The sequence below is a fragment of the Psychrobacter urativorans genome, assembly GCF_904846675.1.
GTDB classification, from domain to species: Bacteria; Pseudomonadota; Gammaproteobacteria; order Pseudomonadales; family Moraxellaceae; genus Psychrobacter; species Psychrobacter urativorans_B.
The window spans coordinates 48,020-64,325 of record NZ_CAJHBT010000009.1 but is presented as its reverse complement, the minus strand read 5'-3'; the positions used below and the strand labels follow the sequence as shown (position 1 = coordinate 64,325).

The window sequence follows — 16,306 nt, the reverse complement described above, 5'->3', positions numbered from 1 at the left end:
ATTGTAATGTCTTCGGTAGCATACAGATATTAGGCTTGGCTTTTTTACGTTTGATAGCTTTCTATATTTAATTGCCAAGCGGTCACTACAAAAGGATAATTCTTTGAGTACTTTCACCACATTTACTGACTTGCCCCTCTCAGCGTCAACTTTACGAGCGATAAATGACTTAGGCTTTAACGAGCTGACCGCCATCCAAGCGCAAATATTGCCGCATACCTTAGCGCATCAAGACGCTATTGGACAGGCGCAAACGGGTACTGGCAAGACGGCAACATTCTTGCTGACGATTATGGAAGCACTGCTCACGCGTCCTTTTGCTACCGATGAAGAACGTTATTTAGCTGAGCCGCGTGCCGTTGTGATGGCACCTACTCGCGAGCTTGCCCAGCAGATATTTGATGATTGTATCGAATTGACCAAATATACCTCGTTACATAGTGTCTGCATTATGGGCGGTACTAATTATGAGACCCAGCAGCATGAGCTTGAACGTCAATATGTAGATATTTTGATTGCTACTCCCGGACGTCTGATTGACCTCATGAATAAGGGCATGGTGTATCTTGATCGCGTTGAAGTATTGGTATTAGATGAAGCAGACCGTATGCTAGATATGGGCTTTATCCCTGATATTAAGCGTCTGGTCGGTCGTATGCCGCCCAATACAGACCGTCAAAGCTTATTGTTTTCTGCAACCTTTAATCAAGATGTGATGAATCTAGCGTATCGCTGGTTACATGAGCCTCAGTTTGTTGAAATTGAGCCGGAACATAAGACCAGTGATCTGGTAGACCAGCATTTTTATCTACTCACAGAAAGCCAAAAGTTAGAAGCGCTAGAACGTATTATTTCTGATACGGCGGTGAATAAAGTTATTGTCTTTGCTAATCGTAAGGATCAGGTCAAGCGTCTTTATCATAAACTGCGTCAAGCCCATAACATTGTGATGCTATCAGGGGATGTGATTCAGCAAAAACGTGAAAAATATTTACAGCGTTTCAAAGACGGTCATGCGTCAATATTGGTAGCGACCGATGTCGCAGGGCGCGGTATCCATGTTGACGATATCAGTCATGTGATTAATTATACCTTGCCAGACCAACCGGATGATTATGTACACCGTATTGGCCGCACGGGTCGCGCTGGACAAACGGGTATTAGCATTAGCTTTGTGAGTGAAGATGACGCTTTCAATATACCTGCGTTAGAGAAGCATTTAGATACTAAGTTTACGCTTGAGCAGTGGCAACAGTAGTCGCTATAACTCAAATATCAGGTTTAAAATAAAAGCCCTCGACATTGTGATTGATGTTGAGGGTTTTGTTGTTTTTGCTGACCGTATATTTTTAAAGAGAGGGCGCTGATCGCCGTTATTACTGAGTAGGTTCCATGGTAGCGGCAGGGTCATCGCCTATGTTATGGTCTTTTGGCATATTGCCCACATCGTGATTTGTGGACGTATTCGGCTCATTTAGCATAGCCGAATGGTTGCTATGATCCATTTGCATATCACCACCACCGTGTCCACTATTCCCGCCATGCATGCTAGTCATAGCGATAGGGACGACAATAACCGCAAGTCCTGATAGCACCATAATAGCGCCATTCATTTGCCGCAAGCGCAAGCGCCCGATTTGATTGCGCATCCAGCTGACTGTTCCATGGGTAGCAACTAACATCGGCACCGTGCCCAAACCAAAGGCAAACATTAGCACTGCACCTGTTAAGGGGTCATGACCAACGACTGCGATCAGTAGCGCGCCATAAACCAGCCCGCAAGGTAAAAATCCCCATAATAAACCCGCCGTTAATGCCCGCGGGAAAGTAGTAAGTGGGAAGACTTTTTTGCGTAGTGGCGCTAATACTTGCCAAAAGCGCATACCGAAGCGTTCAAGCTTGGTTAAAAATGGCGCGCCAAGCATTGTCATGCCCACAAACACTAAGACTAAGCCCAGTAGAATACGCGGGATATTATTACCTACCATCATAGGAGCTAGGACAGTCGTACCGATTAAACCCGCAATTAATCCTAAAGAGGCGTAACTGAGTAAGCGCCCAAGATGATAAGTGGCAATCAAAGCTCGACGCTTGGCGGGGCTGGCGTCTTTCATCGACAAGCCGAAAGCTGCTACCAAACCGCCACACATACCTAAGCAATGCGGGGAACCAAAAAATCCCATCAATAATGCCGCAACGAGTAAGGCTGTGGTCATGGGAAGCATCTCCTAGAATGAATGAAACTGTCTATCTATGCTATCTGTGTATTATATGCTAGCTCTCTGGCTTATCAGTAAGCTTCACTTATCGGTAAGCTTCTTACTCTCACTAACGCTATCAGCACTATTAATATCAGCCATATCAGTAGTCTGAGCATCTGTAGTACTATCTGTCTCGTTTTGTGAAGAGGTTTGAGACGAGGGTTGGTTTGCCTGTTTCGGGATATGATTAGGATCATGAGCTTGGATGGTTTGCCGGCGCTCTTGGCGGTCATCTAAGATAATACGCTGCGAGGCGTTGTCCAAATCTTCAAATTGATTGGATTTTACCGCATAACGTACTGCCCAAATAGCGACCACAAAGAGCATTAAACTCAATGGAATTAATAAAAATATACTGAGCATGATAGACCTCTTGGCGGGCGATTTTCGTATAAGCAGTGCGCCTATTATACGCTGTTTAGCCACATAATGAATGATTAGTACACATATCAGTCATGAGTAAATTGATGGTAGGTATAAGTAGGCTTTAATGGAAATATTTAATCAAAGCGTTTAATTAAAAGTCTTCACGCTTTTGCCTCTGGGCGTTAGTAGTTGCTCCGTGGTGACATCTTTAGCACGGCGACAGTCTGACTGCGGTCGCAGTACATCGCGTAGATAGGCGGCAACTTCATATACTGCGCGGCGTGAATGGCTTAAGTTTTGAGCAGGTTCCATCCAATCACGCTTGACGGGTAATGGGGCGTTAATCGGGGTGCTATTGATGTTACTTAACGCAAACTGCCGACGAGCACGAGCCATATGATAGCTGTCAGTAATAAGGTAGATATGATGTAAGGGAATGCGCTTGGCAGTAAAGCGTGCATTTTCGCAAGTGTTCATGCTTGCATTCTCACTAATAATCCCATCGATGCCATGCTCAAGAAGCCATTGCCCAAACCAAGGCGCTTCAGCCCCGCTCAATACTACAGGCAGTGGTAGATCATGGTAAGCAGCCGCTGCGGTACGAACACGATTGAGACTATATCCGTTTAAGATGATGTTATTTTCATGATCATTGGTAAGGCCGCCACCAAGAATCACATATGCGGTAGGCGATGAGCTCATCGCTGGCCCAGTCATAGTCGGCAGCGGTAAATGGTTCAAAATATAAACAACAGTACGCGAAAATACTGGGGTGAATAAACTAATCAGCACCACGATAATAATGGCTGAGCCGAGCACAAAAGTAATATTAATAATACGAAATACTTTAATCGTACGCTCAGCTGAGCGCAGATAATAACGCCAAAAGCGCTTAGACCACCGCCGTTTAAACCACATACTTGCCATGCCCAATCGACCCATTGGCGTTAACCCAAACTGGCTCACGCGCTAAGGTGATCGAAAATTTTTCATAAACGCAGCTGGCAATATGGTTTTGAGCGTTGGCGACATCCTCTTGAGTGGCGTGGCAGGGGTTGTGATTGGTCAAGACCAGCGCTTGTTGGTTATGAGTGAACACCGGAGCGATGCCGCCGCCTTTTAATCCTACCTGTTCAATAAGCCAGCCTGCCGCAACTTTAATGGTAGCATCCGGCATAGGGTAGCCAACAATGTTAGGATAAGAGGTTTGCAGCGAGCTAAATTGGGTTTGATTGATAATAGGGTTTTGAAAAAAACTACCACAATTGGGCAATTGCTTAGGGTCTGGTAGTTTTTGCTGGCGGATATCGATAATTGCTTGCATCACATCCGCTGGCGTCGGTTGCTGGCGTCCGTGCTGCTCAGCATAAGTCTGTGCAACTGTTTTTACATCGCCGTAACTTGCCAAAATTTTAGTCGCGTCAGTATGTAAACGAAAGCCCACGCGACTAATTAGCCACATATTAGGCGTCCGTTTAAAAATACTATCACGATAGCCAAATTCGCAATCTGTGGCCGATAAATGATGCCAAGTATTACTGGGCAAATGATAAGCGCGGACATATTGTAGGCAGTCATCCAACTGCACACCATACGCCCCAATGTTTTGGACAGGAGCGGCACCGGTTAATCCAGGTATCAGCGCCAAATTCTCCAATCCGTACCAGCCTTGAGCGACAGTATGCACGACTAGATCATGCCAGTTCTCACCAGCCATAACTTCGATATCTATATAATCTTGCGTCTGTGCAATAATGTCAATACCACGCATCTGGGGGCGCAATACAGTAGCATGCAGCTTTTCTGGCAGGAGCACATTACTGCCGCCTGACAATACAAATAATGGCTTACGCTCATCAACGCTCGCTAAATAAGCCGCCATGAAATCATCGAGCTGCGCCTCATCCGTTAAGGTCACAACGGTGTCCGCCACGCAAGCTAGTGCCATAGTATTCGCACGCGATAAATCACACGCTAGATTATATGATGAGCTATGTTCAACACTGAAAGTAGGGCGCAAAGCTGGAGTCATAAAACGGCCTATTTGGCGAATAAATAAGAAGTCGATAGTATTTAATCGGTAAGGTGATTAAGCCATAAAGCACAATAATTATAAAGTATTTAGACTACATGATACTTAAATTACAGTAAAATTAAATAGTTTCAAAAGTGAGATAATAATCAATACAGAGAATATTATAAATGATGCCCAGTATAAAAGTAGGTGAACTAACTAAATTTTATTAGACTACCGCGTTTGGCTTTACACTCGCAAGTAGTCGTCAAAAATAAGTGGTAGTTAAAGAACGAACAGTCGCTAAAGAACCGAAAACCTAAGTGGTTTTCCAGCTTTTAATCCAAGCTTGCGAGCTGGACTCAATACGTTCAATCACTTCCTCAAAAGCATGACTATCGCCTTGATAGGGGTCGGGTACATCATCGCCGGCATAGGTTGGGTCTTCTTCACTAAATAATGACAGTTTGGCCAAAGTATTATCCGTATTTGTAATGCCATCTTTAATGACTTGTAGGTCGGCTAGGTTCTGTGCGTCCATAGCCAAAATCAAATCAAAGTTACGAAAGTCATCTGCAGTCACTTGGCGTGCTTTTAGCTTACTGATGTTGTATCCGTGTGCTTTTGCATGACGCTGCGCCCGCTCATCGGGTGCATGACCAATATGCCAGTCCCCTGTACCTGCTGAGTCTACCTTCATAGCAAGCCCCGCAATAGCTGCTTGCTGACGGAAAATTTCTTCGGCGGTCGGTGATCTGCAAATATTGCCCAAACAAACCAACAATACAGACGATGGAGTAGACGCTTTAATCAGCATAGTATGACCTTTCATGACAGCAAAAAAAACATGCCATAAGAAACCAGCACTGATAGTGCGGCTTATTAGCATGCAAGTAGTTAAGTAAATCAGCTCTCAGCGTAACGGTTAATAAGGTGCTTGGCAAGAGTCTAAACCAAATAACAGGGTCATTCATTGAATTGATCCTGTTGTCTAGCTTACCACTAATACTGAGCTTACCTAATATTTAGATAAACTCTTCTTTTTCTTTAATCCTGATTGCTTTTGAAACGCTGCAAATCACGACGCTCTTTCTTATTGGGCTTATTATCAGGACGGGCAAGATTGGCGAGTTTACGCTGCTCGCTATGATAAGCGCGACGCTCAATGCTATCATCAGTCTCTGTATAGAGCACTTGAGCGGCACTGGCATTGCCGCGCTGGAGGGTCAGTGCCTCGACGATGACGGTTTTTTCAGTCATAGCAGTGGCGGAGCCTTGCCTAATGTTAAGCTCATCGCCAATAGCGACCTCTTTACTGGTCTTGACGCGACTGCCCGCATAATGCACACGTCCACTTTCGATGGCTTCTTTAGCAAGGGTGCGGGTGCGATAAAAACGCGCGGCCCACAGCCATTTATCAATGCGCATACGCACGGCATTAGGTTGACTGTGACTAGGCTGATTGTGATTCTTATTATGTTTACTCATTAAAAACTCACTGATATCAATAACGTAAGACAATAATGGTGGTTTTTTTATCAATTAAAAGAGCGGTGCACTATCAAAACATTGAATAAATCGCATATTTCTTTGTACTGCCATGAGTTACTTGCACCACTGCTGTTCACAAGGAATACCGTCATTATTGCCATCCATTTTGGTATTAGGATAATGTTGTACGAAATAGGTTGCTTCTGCACATGACGTCATTTGTGAACAGCGCTCTCACCATCACAGGTGAAGCTTTACAAGCCTATTAAATCTATTACTACTTTAAAAAAAACTGATAACCAATATTGTCATTGATAGTCGTACACTCATAGCCGATATCGAGTAGCGCATCTTGTAGCAGGCGTGAATTGCTCTCAGAGGCTTGTAGACCTACCAATACTCGACCTTCAGCAGCGCCATGATTGCGATAATGGAACAGGGTAATATTGAAGTCATCGCCCAATTTCTCTAAAAAGGTTAATAGCGCACCCGGTCTTTCAGGGAAAGTTATTTTTAATAATTGCTCGTTTTCTACATGAGCATGACCACCAATCAAATGACGAATATGAGATTTGGCGATATCATCCTCGGTTAAATCATGTGCCGGATAGCCATCTGCTGCTAATTGCTTGCTAATCGTTTGACGCTCTTTATCGCCTTCTTTTAAGGCAATACCAACAAAGATAGCCGCAGGATCCATCGAATCTGGTGATAGTTGGTTGTCTGCACGGTAGTTAAATTCGGTGATATTACGGCCGTGTAGGCTACGGCAGAAGTCTAAGAATGCCCCCGTCTTTTCAGGAATAGTCACTGCAAAGATAGCTTCTTTTTTCTCGCCAATCTCAGTACGTTCAGCGATATAACGCAAGCGGTCAAAGTTCATATTAGCGCCACAAATGATGCCGACGCAATTTTTATCTTGTAGATTATTGGCTTTGATATATTTTTTCATACCAGCAACAGATAGCGCCCCAGCTGGCTCAACGATACTGCGATTTTCTTCAAACACATCTTTGATAGCGGCGCAGACTTCATCATTGGTACAAGTAATCACTTCCGGCTCGACAATAGGTCCTGAGTGATCGCTTTTTCGGGTACGGATAACGTCAAACGGTAACTCGCCAATTTGTGCTACGGCCACTCCATCAACGAACAAGCCGACTTGTTCCAGTTTTACCCGCTCGCCAGCTTTAAGAGCCGCTTGTAGACAGGCAGATTGCTCAGCTTCTACTGCGATGACTTTCACGTGAGGCGCCACTTCGCCTAGGAATGCGGCAATGCCTGAGATAAGACCGCCGCCGCCTACTGCCACGAAGACATAATCCATATTGCGCCATTGCTGGGTCAGCTCAAGTCCAATGGTACCTTGGCCGGCGATGACCAGCTCATCGTCGTATGGCGGAATAAAGGTTAAACCTTCACGCTCAGCGCGGTCGATGGCGTAGCGGTTGGCCTCATCAAAGCTATCGCCATGCAAATCGACATTGCCGCCTAAGGCCTTGACGGCATCAACTTTAATATCAGGCGTGGTGGTCGGCATGACGATAACGTTCTTTAAAGACAGTTTCCGTGCAGAATAAGCCACGCCTTGCGCGTGATTGCCGGCGGAGGCACAGATAACACCATGCGCCTTTTGTTCGTCGCTTAATTGACTGATACGGTTATAAGCCCCGCGTAATTTAAACGAAAAAACCGGTTGCAAGTCTTCGCGCTTAAGACGAATATCATTAGCAAAACGCTGGGTCAGTTTGGGTGCAGGCTCAAGTGGGGTTTGAATGGCGACGTCATAAACGGTGGCTTGCAAAATGGCTCGTACCCAGTGTGACAGCATAATGACTCCTAATATAAGTAATTAATAAACAGATAATGAATGAGTATAAAAGTGAAATAGATTAGCCTATGCTGATTTTTGGCATCTTGCAAGACGCAAATGCAATATTTAATATCATTTGCGCTGGGTAATCTGCTTTATAGCTTGCTTTGTAATAAAAGTTACTTATAAATAGAGTTTAAATAGCGACTAAATAGTGCCTAAATAATAACTATATGGCAACCAAACAGTGTCTCAATTAAAATCAGCATCACGCTGACATCCGTCATAGCCAGCGGTTAGCGATATCAGTTATAATAGCCACGCATTTTACCTCTTTTATAGTGATAAGTTTACCTTGCCAAGGATTTATAATGAGCGATCAGCACGCACAAAAGCAAGCCGCTGCCAAGGCCGCATTACGTTATATCGAAGACGATATGATACTAGGCGTAGGAACGGGCAGTACCGTGAACTGCCTAATTGAGTTATTGCCCAGCCTCAGGCTTGCCGGTGCAGTTGCCAGCTCACAAGTCACTGAAGATAAGCTTCGCGCCCTTGGAATAGAGATAGTCGATTTAAACTTTGCGGGTACACTGGATGTTTATATTGATGGCGCGGATGAAGTGAATGCAAATCTGCAATTGATTAAAGGCGGCGGCGGGGCACTCACTCGTGAAAAAATCGTTGCTGCGGCTTCTAATAAATTTATATGTATGGTCGATGACAGCAAAATGGTTGAGCTCCTTGGGCGCAAATTCCCAGTACCTATTGAGGTGTTACCACAAGCACGCTCTTATGTGGCGCGCCAATTAGCACAGTTGGGCGGCGAACCGGTCTATCGTGAAGGCTTTGTCACCGATTATGGCAATGTTATTTTGGATACTTATGATTTGGATGTTAGCAATCCACTTGAGCTTGAGCAACAATTAAATAATATTGTTGGCGTAGTCTGTAATGGGATCTTTGCGGCTAACCAAGCGGATATTTTATTAAAAGCCAGTATTGCTGGGGTTGATACTCTAGCGCGTTAATTTTTTATTAATAATCTAAACTGCAAGATATTTAAACAATAAAAAAGGCAGATTACATAAGTAATCTGCCTTTTTGACGCTATTATTTTAGAATAATAGTGTTTTCACAATATCTTTAGGTAGGCAATTTAATCTTATCTTTTAATAAAAACTCCATTAAGGCTTTTTGCGCATGTAGACGGTTCTCGGCTTCATCCCAAACTACCGAGCGTGGATCATCAAGCATGTCATGGGAGATCTCTTCGCCGCGATGGGCTGGCAAGCAATGCATAAACACCACTTCTGGATCAGCTTTGTCTAGTAATGACGGCGTGACTTGATAAGGTGCAAATCGGCGCGCACGGGTGCTCTGTTCGGACTCTTGACCCATACTGGCCCAAACGTCGGTAACGATAAGATTTGAGTCTTTTGCCGCCTCTTGTACATCTGGGACCAAGCTCACGCAATGAGAGAAATGCTCCATTAGTTTTGGATCAGGCTCAAAGCCATAAGGGGCAGCCACGCGTAATTGGAAGCCAAATTGATTGGCAGCTTGCATGTAAGATGCGCACATATTATTGCCGTCACCAACCCAAGTGACAATCTTATTTTCGATACTACCGCGATGCTCATAATAGGTTTGCATATCAGCAAGCAGCTGGCAAGGGTGAAATTCATCAGTTAAGGCATTGATAATGGGTACGTTGGAATATTCTGCAAAGGTTTCAACTTTTTCGTGGCCAAAGGTGCGAATCATAATAATGTCAACCATGCTAGAGATAACTCGAGCTGAGTCCTCAAGCGGCTCACCGCGACCAAGCTGAGTGTCATTTGGCGATAAAAATATAGCGCTACCACCAAATTGGCCCATGCCAGTCTCGAAAGAGATACGGGTACGAGTTGATGATTTTTCAAAAATCATACCCAGCGTACGGCCAACAAAGGGCTGATAAACCTCGCCGGCATGCTGCATTTTACGCAATTCGCTAGCGCGTTTGATAAGATTTTCTAGTTCTTGTTTGGTTAAATCAGATAAGGTTAAAAAATGGCGCAAACTCATAGCAATCCTAGCAGGCAAGCAAAATAAACGAAACGTTATCAGCCGTCAGTGGCAGGGTGGAACGCTCATGTCTAAATAGCCATGCCGTGGTGACAACAAACTTTTAGTATAGCGCAATTACGAGCAATGTAAACGTCAGATTGCACCAAAATAAATATAGCTCTCGACCACTTAAAGGATGGTTGCAACTAAGCGTGGCAACTAAACTTAGATACGTTTTGGACGAGCGCTCAATCGGCACAGTAGCTCATAGCCAATAGTACCGGCATGGGCAGCTACTTCGTCAACGTGCGGCATAGTGCCCCACAGGATCACTTTACTATTTAGGGCAATATCTGTAGGAACATCACTCACATCAATGACAATCATATCCATTGCCACTTGGCCGCGGATAGGGCATATAAAGCTTTGCTCACTTGCTTCATCGATGAGGCAAACATAAGCGCCTTCATTGAATAGGCGCGGATAGCCATCACCATAGCCGATACTGATGAGGGCAATCCTAGTCTCTTTAGGAGCAGTCCAGCGGCTGCCATAGCCGATAGCGTCGCCCACGTTAAGCGTCTGCAAGGCTATGATTTGTGCGCTAAAATCCATTGCTGGTTGTAAGTCTAAGTCAGTAGCACATTTATAATTAACTGGCGAGCTGCCATATAACATAATGCCGGGGCGTACCCAATCGTAATGGTAGTCAGTAAAATTGACAATACCGGCCGAATTACATAGTGAGCCTTTAATATCAGAATAGACAGTCTCTTGCAATATCTTTAGCATGCTAGAGAAACGCTGTATTTGGACAGTATTTAAGGGATGGTCACGGTCATTAGCATTAGCAAAATGAGTGGTTAGAATCAGCTGATAACCTGCAGCATGTAATTGTTCCGCTACTGGTACGATAGTATTATCATCAAAACCCAGACGGTTCATGCCAGTATTGTATTTTAGCCATACCTGCCGCGTTGGGCTATCTACCTTTGGTATATTATCAAGCGCCCATTGTAGCTGCGGTGCATGGTGAATCACGCAGCTACAATCATAGTCGATAGCCTGTTGCCACTCATCAGCGCAAAACACCCCTTCAATTAAGCCAATTATTTTATCCCAACCCAATTGCCTTGCCTCCAACGCTTCAGAAAAAGTAGCAACACCCAGCCCATCTGCTTGCTGCAATGCTGGCAGGACAGCCTTGACCCCATGACCATAGGCGTTGGCCTTGACCATGGCCAAAACTTTGGCGTTAGGAGCGCGTTGTTTGACTTGATTTAAATTATGAGTGATAGCGGCAGGATGGATGGTAATCGTAGCGGTGCGCATAGTTGACTTCTTGGTTGGCAGGGTGGTAGAGCTCTTGATGAGTCAAAGCTATTCTCGTTAACAGCGATTTACTATCAGGAGCAGCTTCTTATTAATTGCGTTCTTAAATGCTTGATGAAATATGCTTTGAGTACTTTATTAAACTTAAAATGCTTCGTTAAAGGTCGGTCATCAGTGAGCATTACTCATCATCAAAACTAGCGCCTTGATAATATTCAGGGGTTAAGTTAGTAAAGCGCGTAAACTGTCCTTCAAAAGCCAAGCGTAAGGTGCCGATAGGACCATTACGCTGCTTACCTATAATAATTTCAGCGATGCCTTTGTGGTCTGAGTTTTCATTATAAACTTCGTCGCGGTAGATAAACATAATCAAATCGGCATCCTGCTCGATGGCACCAGACTCACGCAAATCTGACATAATAGGACGCTTATTCGGACGGTTCTCCAAGCTACGGTTAAGCTGCGATAGCGCAATCACTGGGCATTCAAGCTCACGCGCTAGGGCTTTAAGGCTACGTGAAATCTCCGAGATTTCTCCCACACGGTTAGTATCAAGACCCGGAACCTTCATTAATTGTAGATAATCGACAATGATAGCGCCTAACTTACCGTCATGGTTTTTGGCGATACGGCGGCAACGAGAACGCAATTCTGATGGTGGTAGGGCGGTACTGTCATCAATATATAGCTGCTTAGATTGCAAATGTTGAATAGCGTTCATCATCTTGGCCCATTCATCTTCATTCATTTGGCCTGAGCGCAGATGGGTTTGATTAATCGCGCCCCATGATGACAATAGACGCATGACGATTGATTCCGCTGGCATCTCCATCGAAAACACCACCACCGGCAAGTCTTCATTAAATAAAATACCTTCTGCCAAGTTCATCGCAAAAGTAGTTTTACCCATAGAAGGACGTGCCGCGACAATAACCAAATCGCCTGCTTGTAGACCTTGAGTTTTATTATTAAGCTCAGCAAAAGGGGTTTGTAGACCAATCATGCCATCAGGGTTAGATTTAAGCTCTTGAATCTTATCAATAACGTTGGTCAATACTGAGGTGATGCCAACGGGCCCGCGCTGCTCAGCACGCTTATTATGCTGCTCATTGATGCTAAAAACTTTGGCCTCAACGCTATCTAAAATATCACTCACTGACTGGTCTTTCGGGTTATAAGCTAAAGTCAGCATGTCATTGCCAGTGGTGATTAGCTGGCGTAAGGTTGATAACTCACGCACACGCTGAGCATAGGCGGTCAGGTTAAATAGAGTCGCAGGGCTTTGGCTTAAAATATCGGCTAAGTAGCTGTCACCGCCAGCGCTTTTGAGCAGTTTTTGAGCTTCAAGCCAATCATGAACCATTACCGTATCATACGGCTCGTTTACTGCTGCTAGGTGGGCAATAGCTGCAAAAATATGCTGATGGCGTCCGGCATAAAAGTCGTCATTGGTGACAATGTCAGCAATCTTGTCATACGCTTCTTCAATACTCATCAAAGAAGCCAACAATGCTTTTTCGATATCAATATTATGCGGTGGTTGCTGATTGAGTAAGTCGTCAGTTTTTTCGGTGTCTGCCATGAGTGCCTAATTTATGTATAAGTCAGTATTTTATAAGTCGGTATTCAAAACTTAATATAAGAAAAGTAATCATTTTCGGTCAAGAATGTGTTGTTTGTCTACGATTGGTGTACTAAAACGTATCTTAAATTTTAGTAGATTGATGCTACAATCAGAAGCGGAAGTCTACCACATTATGGCTGTTCTGAGTTCTGTTATGCCAAATTTCTGTATAACAATCAGTCAGCTCACGCGCTTGAATTACCAATTCAGATACGAATTACAAAATTAAAATTTAAATAAAAAACACAATAAAAACCGATATTTACCCTACTAATAAGGATGTTTATATTATGCAAAAACTACCGTTACTGATTACTACTGGCGAACCTGCCGGCATTGGCATGGACGTGGTATTGCTTTTAGCACAAGAAGGCAAGTTACAAGATTTTGCACGGCCTATTTGGGTAACGGCGGATGCTATTGCTCTGCAAGACCGTGCGGATAAATTAATGGCAGCAGGTATATTAACAACCTGTCCACAGTGGCAAACTGTCGAAGACATTACTGAGCTAACCACTGCCAATGATAGTGATAGCGATAAACTAAATAACGATAAAGTAAATAGCGATGCGTCAAATAGCGCCTTTATAGTACTGAGTATTCCTTGCCCAGCGCCGGTCGTTGCCGGACAGATTGATATCAATAATTCAGCGATGGTCGCTAAGCAGTTAGAAGTCGCGCATCAGCTAGCGGCAAGTAACACAGTAGCGGCTATTGTCACCGGTCCATTACAGAAATCGGCACTGATTGATGCTGATATTAAGCTGTTAAATGGCACCATGTTTAGCGGTCATACTGAGTTTTTTATGCAGCAAAGTGGCTGTGATAAAGTAGTAATGATGCTGGCTAATGAAGCGATGAAAGTGGCGTTAGTAACCACCCATTTAGCCCTCAAAGACGTTCCTGCGGCTATTACCAAAGAAAATGTCCGGCAGACGGTACAAATTGTACTGGATGATATGCAGTCAAAGTTTGGTCTGACGCATCCACGCATTTTAGTTTGTGGTCTTAACCCGCATGCAGGCGAAGGTGGGCACTTAGGCATGGAAGAGATTGATATCATCAATCCGGTCTTGCAGGAGTTTATAGCAGCGGGGGCGGATATATCAGAGGCGATGCCAGCGGATACACTATTTACACCAAGGCATCTTAACGAGTGTGATGGCGTTATTGCCATGTTCCATGACCAAGGTCTACCGGTCTTAAAGTCTCACGGTTTCGGTGATACGGTTAATTTAACCTTAGGTTTGCCTTATATTCGTACTTCAGTCGATCATGGGACGGCTCTTGATTTAGCAGGTCGCGGCGGTGCGAGTGCTACTAGCTTATACCAAGCTTTAGTGATGGCCGATGAGATGGCCAATAAAGCACTGCTGCCAGCATAAAAGTTGCCATTATTAATAGGCATCTAGCGTCATCAATAGTTATAGCCTGTTAAGCAGGTTTTTATTAAAGGCTATAAAGAATTAATCCCATTGCTAAATACAGCCTGATTATTAGCTGTGGTATAATTTAACGTTAATAATAATTAAGAACTTTTTATGTCCATAAATTCGTTTGACGCTAAGACACTCGCTGCCAGTTTGCGAACAGCCAAACACCAACCACGAAAACGCTTTGGTCAAAACTTCTTACATGACGGCAGCATTATCCGCCAAATTGTTGATAGTATTCGCCTAAACCGTGATGATAATCTGATAGAAATTGGTCCCGGTATGGGCGCTTTGACTGAGCCGCTACTGGCTGAAGTTGATGCTATGACTGTAGTTGAGCTGGATCGTGATTTGGCCGATAGCTTGCGTATTCGTATCGGCGCCAACAGCCATCCCAATTTTACGATTGTCAAAGCTAATGCTATGCATGTCGATTATCGTGAGTTTTATAGCCCCGAGCGCGGTAAGCTGCGGGTGGTAGGTAATCTACCTTACAATATCTCCACCCCGATATTGTTTCATTTGCTCAGTTATGCCGATGTCATCGAAGACATGCATTTTATGCTGCAAAAAGAAGTGGTCGAGCGTATTACAGCTGATGTGGGCAGCAAGATCTATGGGCGCCTATCAGTTATTATGCAGTATCATTGCGATACTGATTATTTGTTGACGGTGCCTAGAGGCGCGTTCAATCCGCCGCCGAAAGTTACCAGTGCAGTCTTTCGTCTGATGCCGCATATCAACAAGCCAGTGGTCGCAGAAGATGAAGAGTACTTTGCCCTTGTGGTGCGTGAGACTTTCAATCATCGCCGTAAGACCCTACGTGCTATCTTCAAGAAATCAACCTTACTGCCAACCCTCAGCGAAGATGATTTTGCTGCTTGTGGTATTGATCCACAAGCCCGTCCAGAAACGCTAAGCGTCAGTGACTTTGTGGCGTTAAGCAATCAGGCTCAGCAAGTAGGAGTCTAATTTTTAACGCTATAACTTGAGTTTTTAAACATAAATACCAGTCCTATATTTCAATAATAAGAAACAATTGAGTGATTATGATTTTTCGTCAACAATATGTCATCGGCGACTTACAAGGTTGTTATGGCGCGTATCGTCAGTTACTTAAAACATTGAATTTTGATCCCAGCCAAGATAAATTATGGTTTGCCGGTGATTTGGTCGCGCGCGGGGAGGATTCGTTGAATACCTTGCGCGATGTCAAGGCGCTGTGTGAGCAAGGGGCGGCAGCAACCGTCCTTGGCAACCATGATTTAAACTTGCTGGCGGTATGGCGCGGTGCGACTAAGATACGCAAAAAAGACAAGACCGCGCCGATTTTTGCAGCGGATGATACAGAAGAGCTATTGGAATGGTTACGCTATCAGCCAATACTGGCTTATCCTGATGCGCATACGGTGTTGGTACATGCCGGTATTCCGCCGCATTGGAGTTTAGATGATGCCGCAGATTATGCGCATCAGTTAGAAACACAGCTGCAAAGCAGTTTGTATCAGCTTGATAGAATGCTGCCGCATTTATATCGCAAAACAGCAGATGATTGGCATGAGGGTATTAATGGTTTTGACAAGATACGGGCCATTGCCAATTATTTTACTCGCATGCGCTTATGTAAGCAGGATGGTACGCTAGAGTTTACGTTCAACTCCAGCCTTAATGATGCGATGCCGGATGACTTTTTACCATGGTTTGAATGGCAAGTACCACGTGAGCGTAAGATATTATTCGGCCATTGGGCAGCGCTAAAAGGCAACGTTGATTTGCCTTATGCACGAGCGATCGATGGCGGCTGCGTTTGGGGTAATCATCTATTGGCGTATCGCTTAAGTGATGGCAAAGTCATCACCTCAAGCGCAAAATGTCCTAAGCCATAGATAAGCTGAAGTTATCCTATCTAACCTTATTGGT

The 16,306-nt window shown here is 44.3% G+C and carries 15 protein-coding genes and 1 pseudogene; 5 read left to right on the top strand and 11 right to left on the bottom strand.

Features of this window, described 5'->3' with window-relative positions:
• Positions 1 to 103 precede the first annotated feature (103 nt).
• Positions 104 to 1,258, top strand: a complete 1,155-nt coding sequence (locus tag JMY06_RS06090) for a DEAD/DEAH box helicase (RefSeq protein WP_201617173.1) — start codon at positions 104 to 106, stop codon at positions 1,256 to 1,258.
• 118 nt (positions 1,259 to 1,376) lie between these two features.
• On the opposite strand, the gene JMY06_RS06085 is transcribed toward JMY06_RS06090, so the two are convergent.
• From JMY06_RS06085 to ilvA, 8 genes and pseudogenes are all read right to left on the bottom strand, one after another.
• On the bottom strand, positions 1,377 to 2,216 hold the full coding sequence (locus JMY06_RS06085; RefSeq protein ID WP_201617171.1) for a sulfite exporter TauE/SafE family protein: 840 nt from the start codon (positions 2,214 to 2,216) through the stop codon (positions 1,377 to 1,379).
• Between the two features lie 84 nt (positions 2,217 to 2,300).
• Positions 2,301 to 2,624, bottom strand: a complete 324-nt coding sequence (gene ccoS / locus JMY06_RS06080) for a cbb3-type cytochrome oxidase assembly protein CcoS (RefSeq protein ID WP_201617169.1) — start codon at positions 2,622 to 2,624, stop codon at positions 2,301 to 2,303.
• Between the two features lie 150 nt (positions 2,625 to 2,774).
• On the bottom strand, positions 2,775 to 3,545 hold the full coding sequence (locus JMY06_RS06075; RefSeq protein WP_201525986.1) for a YdcF family protein: 771 nt from the start codon (positions 3,543 to 3,545) through the stop codon (positions 2,775 to 2,777).
• Positions 3,535 to 4,659 (bottom strand): UDP-N-acetylmuramate dehydrogenase, encoded by a 1,125-nt coding sequence (gene murB, locus JMY06_RS06070; RefSeq protein WP_201617162.1) that lies wholly within the window; start codon positions 4,657 to 4,659, stop codon positions 3,535 to 3,537. Before murB ends, JMY06_RS06075 begins: the two co-directional genes overlap by 11 nt.
• A gap of 301 nt (positions 4,660 to 4,960) precedes the next feature.
• Entirely contained in the window at positions 4,961 to 5,458 is a 498-nt protein-coding gene (locus JMY06_RS06065; protein WP_201525988.1) for a low molecular weight protein-tyrosine-phosphatase, read from the bottom strand.
• A 230-nt stretch (positions 5,459 to 5,688) separates the two neighbouring features.
• Positions 5,689 to 6,129, bottom strand: a complete 441-nt coding sequence (locus JMY06_RS06060; protein WP_201525989.1) for an RNA-binding S4 domain-containing protein — start codon at positions 6,127 to 6,129, stop codon at positions 5,689 to 5,691.
• 117 nt (positions 6,130 to 6,246) lie between these two features.
• A pseudogene (locus JMY06_RS06055) lies at positions 6,247 to 6,383 on the bottom strand (excalibur calcium-binding domain-containing protein); the annotation flags it as partial.
• A 26-nt stretch (positions 6,384 to 6,409) separates the two neighbouring features.
• Complete coding sequence (gene ilvA, locus JMY06_RS06050; RefSeq protein ID WP_201617152.1) at positions 6,410 to 7,963, bottom strand: threonine ammonia-lyase, biosynthetic; 1,554 nt, start codon at positions 7,961 to 7,963, stop codon at positions 6,410 to 6,412.
• A 353-nt stretch (positions 7,964 to 8,316) separates the two neighbouring features.
• Between ilvA and rpiA the strand changes: the two genes are divergently transcribed.
• A complete protein-coding gene (rpiA, locus tag JMY06_RS06045; protein ID WP_201617150.1) occupies positions 8,317 to 8,976 on the top strand; it encodes a ribose-5-phosphate isomerase RpiA in 660 nt (219 codons plus the stop codon).
• 115 nt (positions 8,977 to 9,091) lie between these two features.
• On the opposite strand, the gene argF is transcribed toward rpiA, so the two are convergent.
• From argF to dnaB, 3 genes are all read right to left on the bottom strand, one after another.
• On the bottom strand, positions 9,092 to 10,015 hold the full coding sequence (gene argF, locus JMY06_RS06040) for an ornithine carbamoyltransferase (protein ID WP_201525993.1): 924 nt from the start codon (positions 10,013 to 10,015) through the stop codon (positions 9,092 to 9,094).
• Between the two features lie 207 nt (positions 10,016 to 10,222).
• Complete coding sequence (alr, locus tag JMY06_RS06035; RefSeq protein ID WP_201525994.1) at positions 10,223 to 11,329, bottom strand: alanine racemase; 1,107 nt, start codon at positions 11,327 to 11,329, stop codon at positions 10,223 to 10,225.
• Positions 11,330 to 11,510: 181 nt separating this feature from the next.
• The gene (dnaB, locus tag JMY06_RS06030; protein ID WP_201525995.1) at positions 11,511 to 12,911 is read right to left on the bottom strand and encodes a replicative DNA helicase; all 1,401 of its coding nucleotides are present in this window, start codon (positions 12,909 to 12,911) and stop codon (positions 11,511 to 11,513) included.
• Positions 12,912 to 13,243: 332 nt separating this feature from the next.
• Between dnaB and pdxA the strand changes: the two genes are divergently transcribed.
• From pdxA to JMY06_RS06015, 3 genes are all read left to right on the top strand, one after another.
• The gene (gene pdxA, locus JMY06_RS06025; protein WP_201617148.1) at positions 13,244 to 14,338 is read left to right on the top strand and encodes a 4-hydroxythreonine-4-phosphate dehydrogenase PdxA; all 1,095 of its coding nucleotides are present in this window, start codon (positions 13,244 to 13,246) and stop codon (positions 14,336 to 14,338) included.
• A gap of 156 nt (positions 14,339 to 14,494) precedes the next feature.
• Positions 14,495 to 15,358, top strand: a complete 864-nt coding sequence (gene rsmA, locus JMY06_RS06020; RefSeq protein ID WP_201617147.1) for a 16S rRNA (adenine(1518)-N(6)/adenine(1519)-N(6))-dimethyltransferase RsmA — start codon at positions 14,495 to 14,497, stop codon at positions 15,356 to 15,358.
• Between the two features lie 77 nt (positions 15,359 to 15,435).
• Positions 15,436 to 16,272, top strand: coding sequence for a symmetrical bis(5'-nucleosyl)-tetraphosphatase (locus JMY06_RS06015; RefSeq protein WP_201525998.1), 837 nt, complete (start codon positions 15,436 to 15,438; stop codon positions 16,270 to 16,272).
• Positions 16,273 to 16,306: the final 34 nt, after the last annotated feature.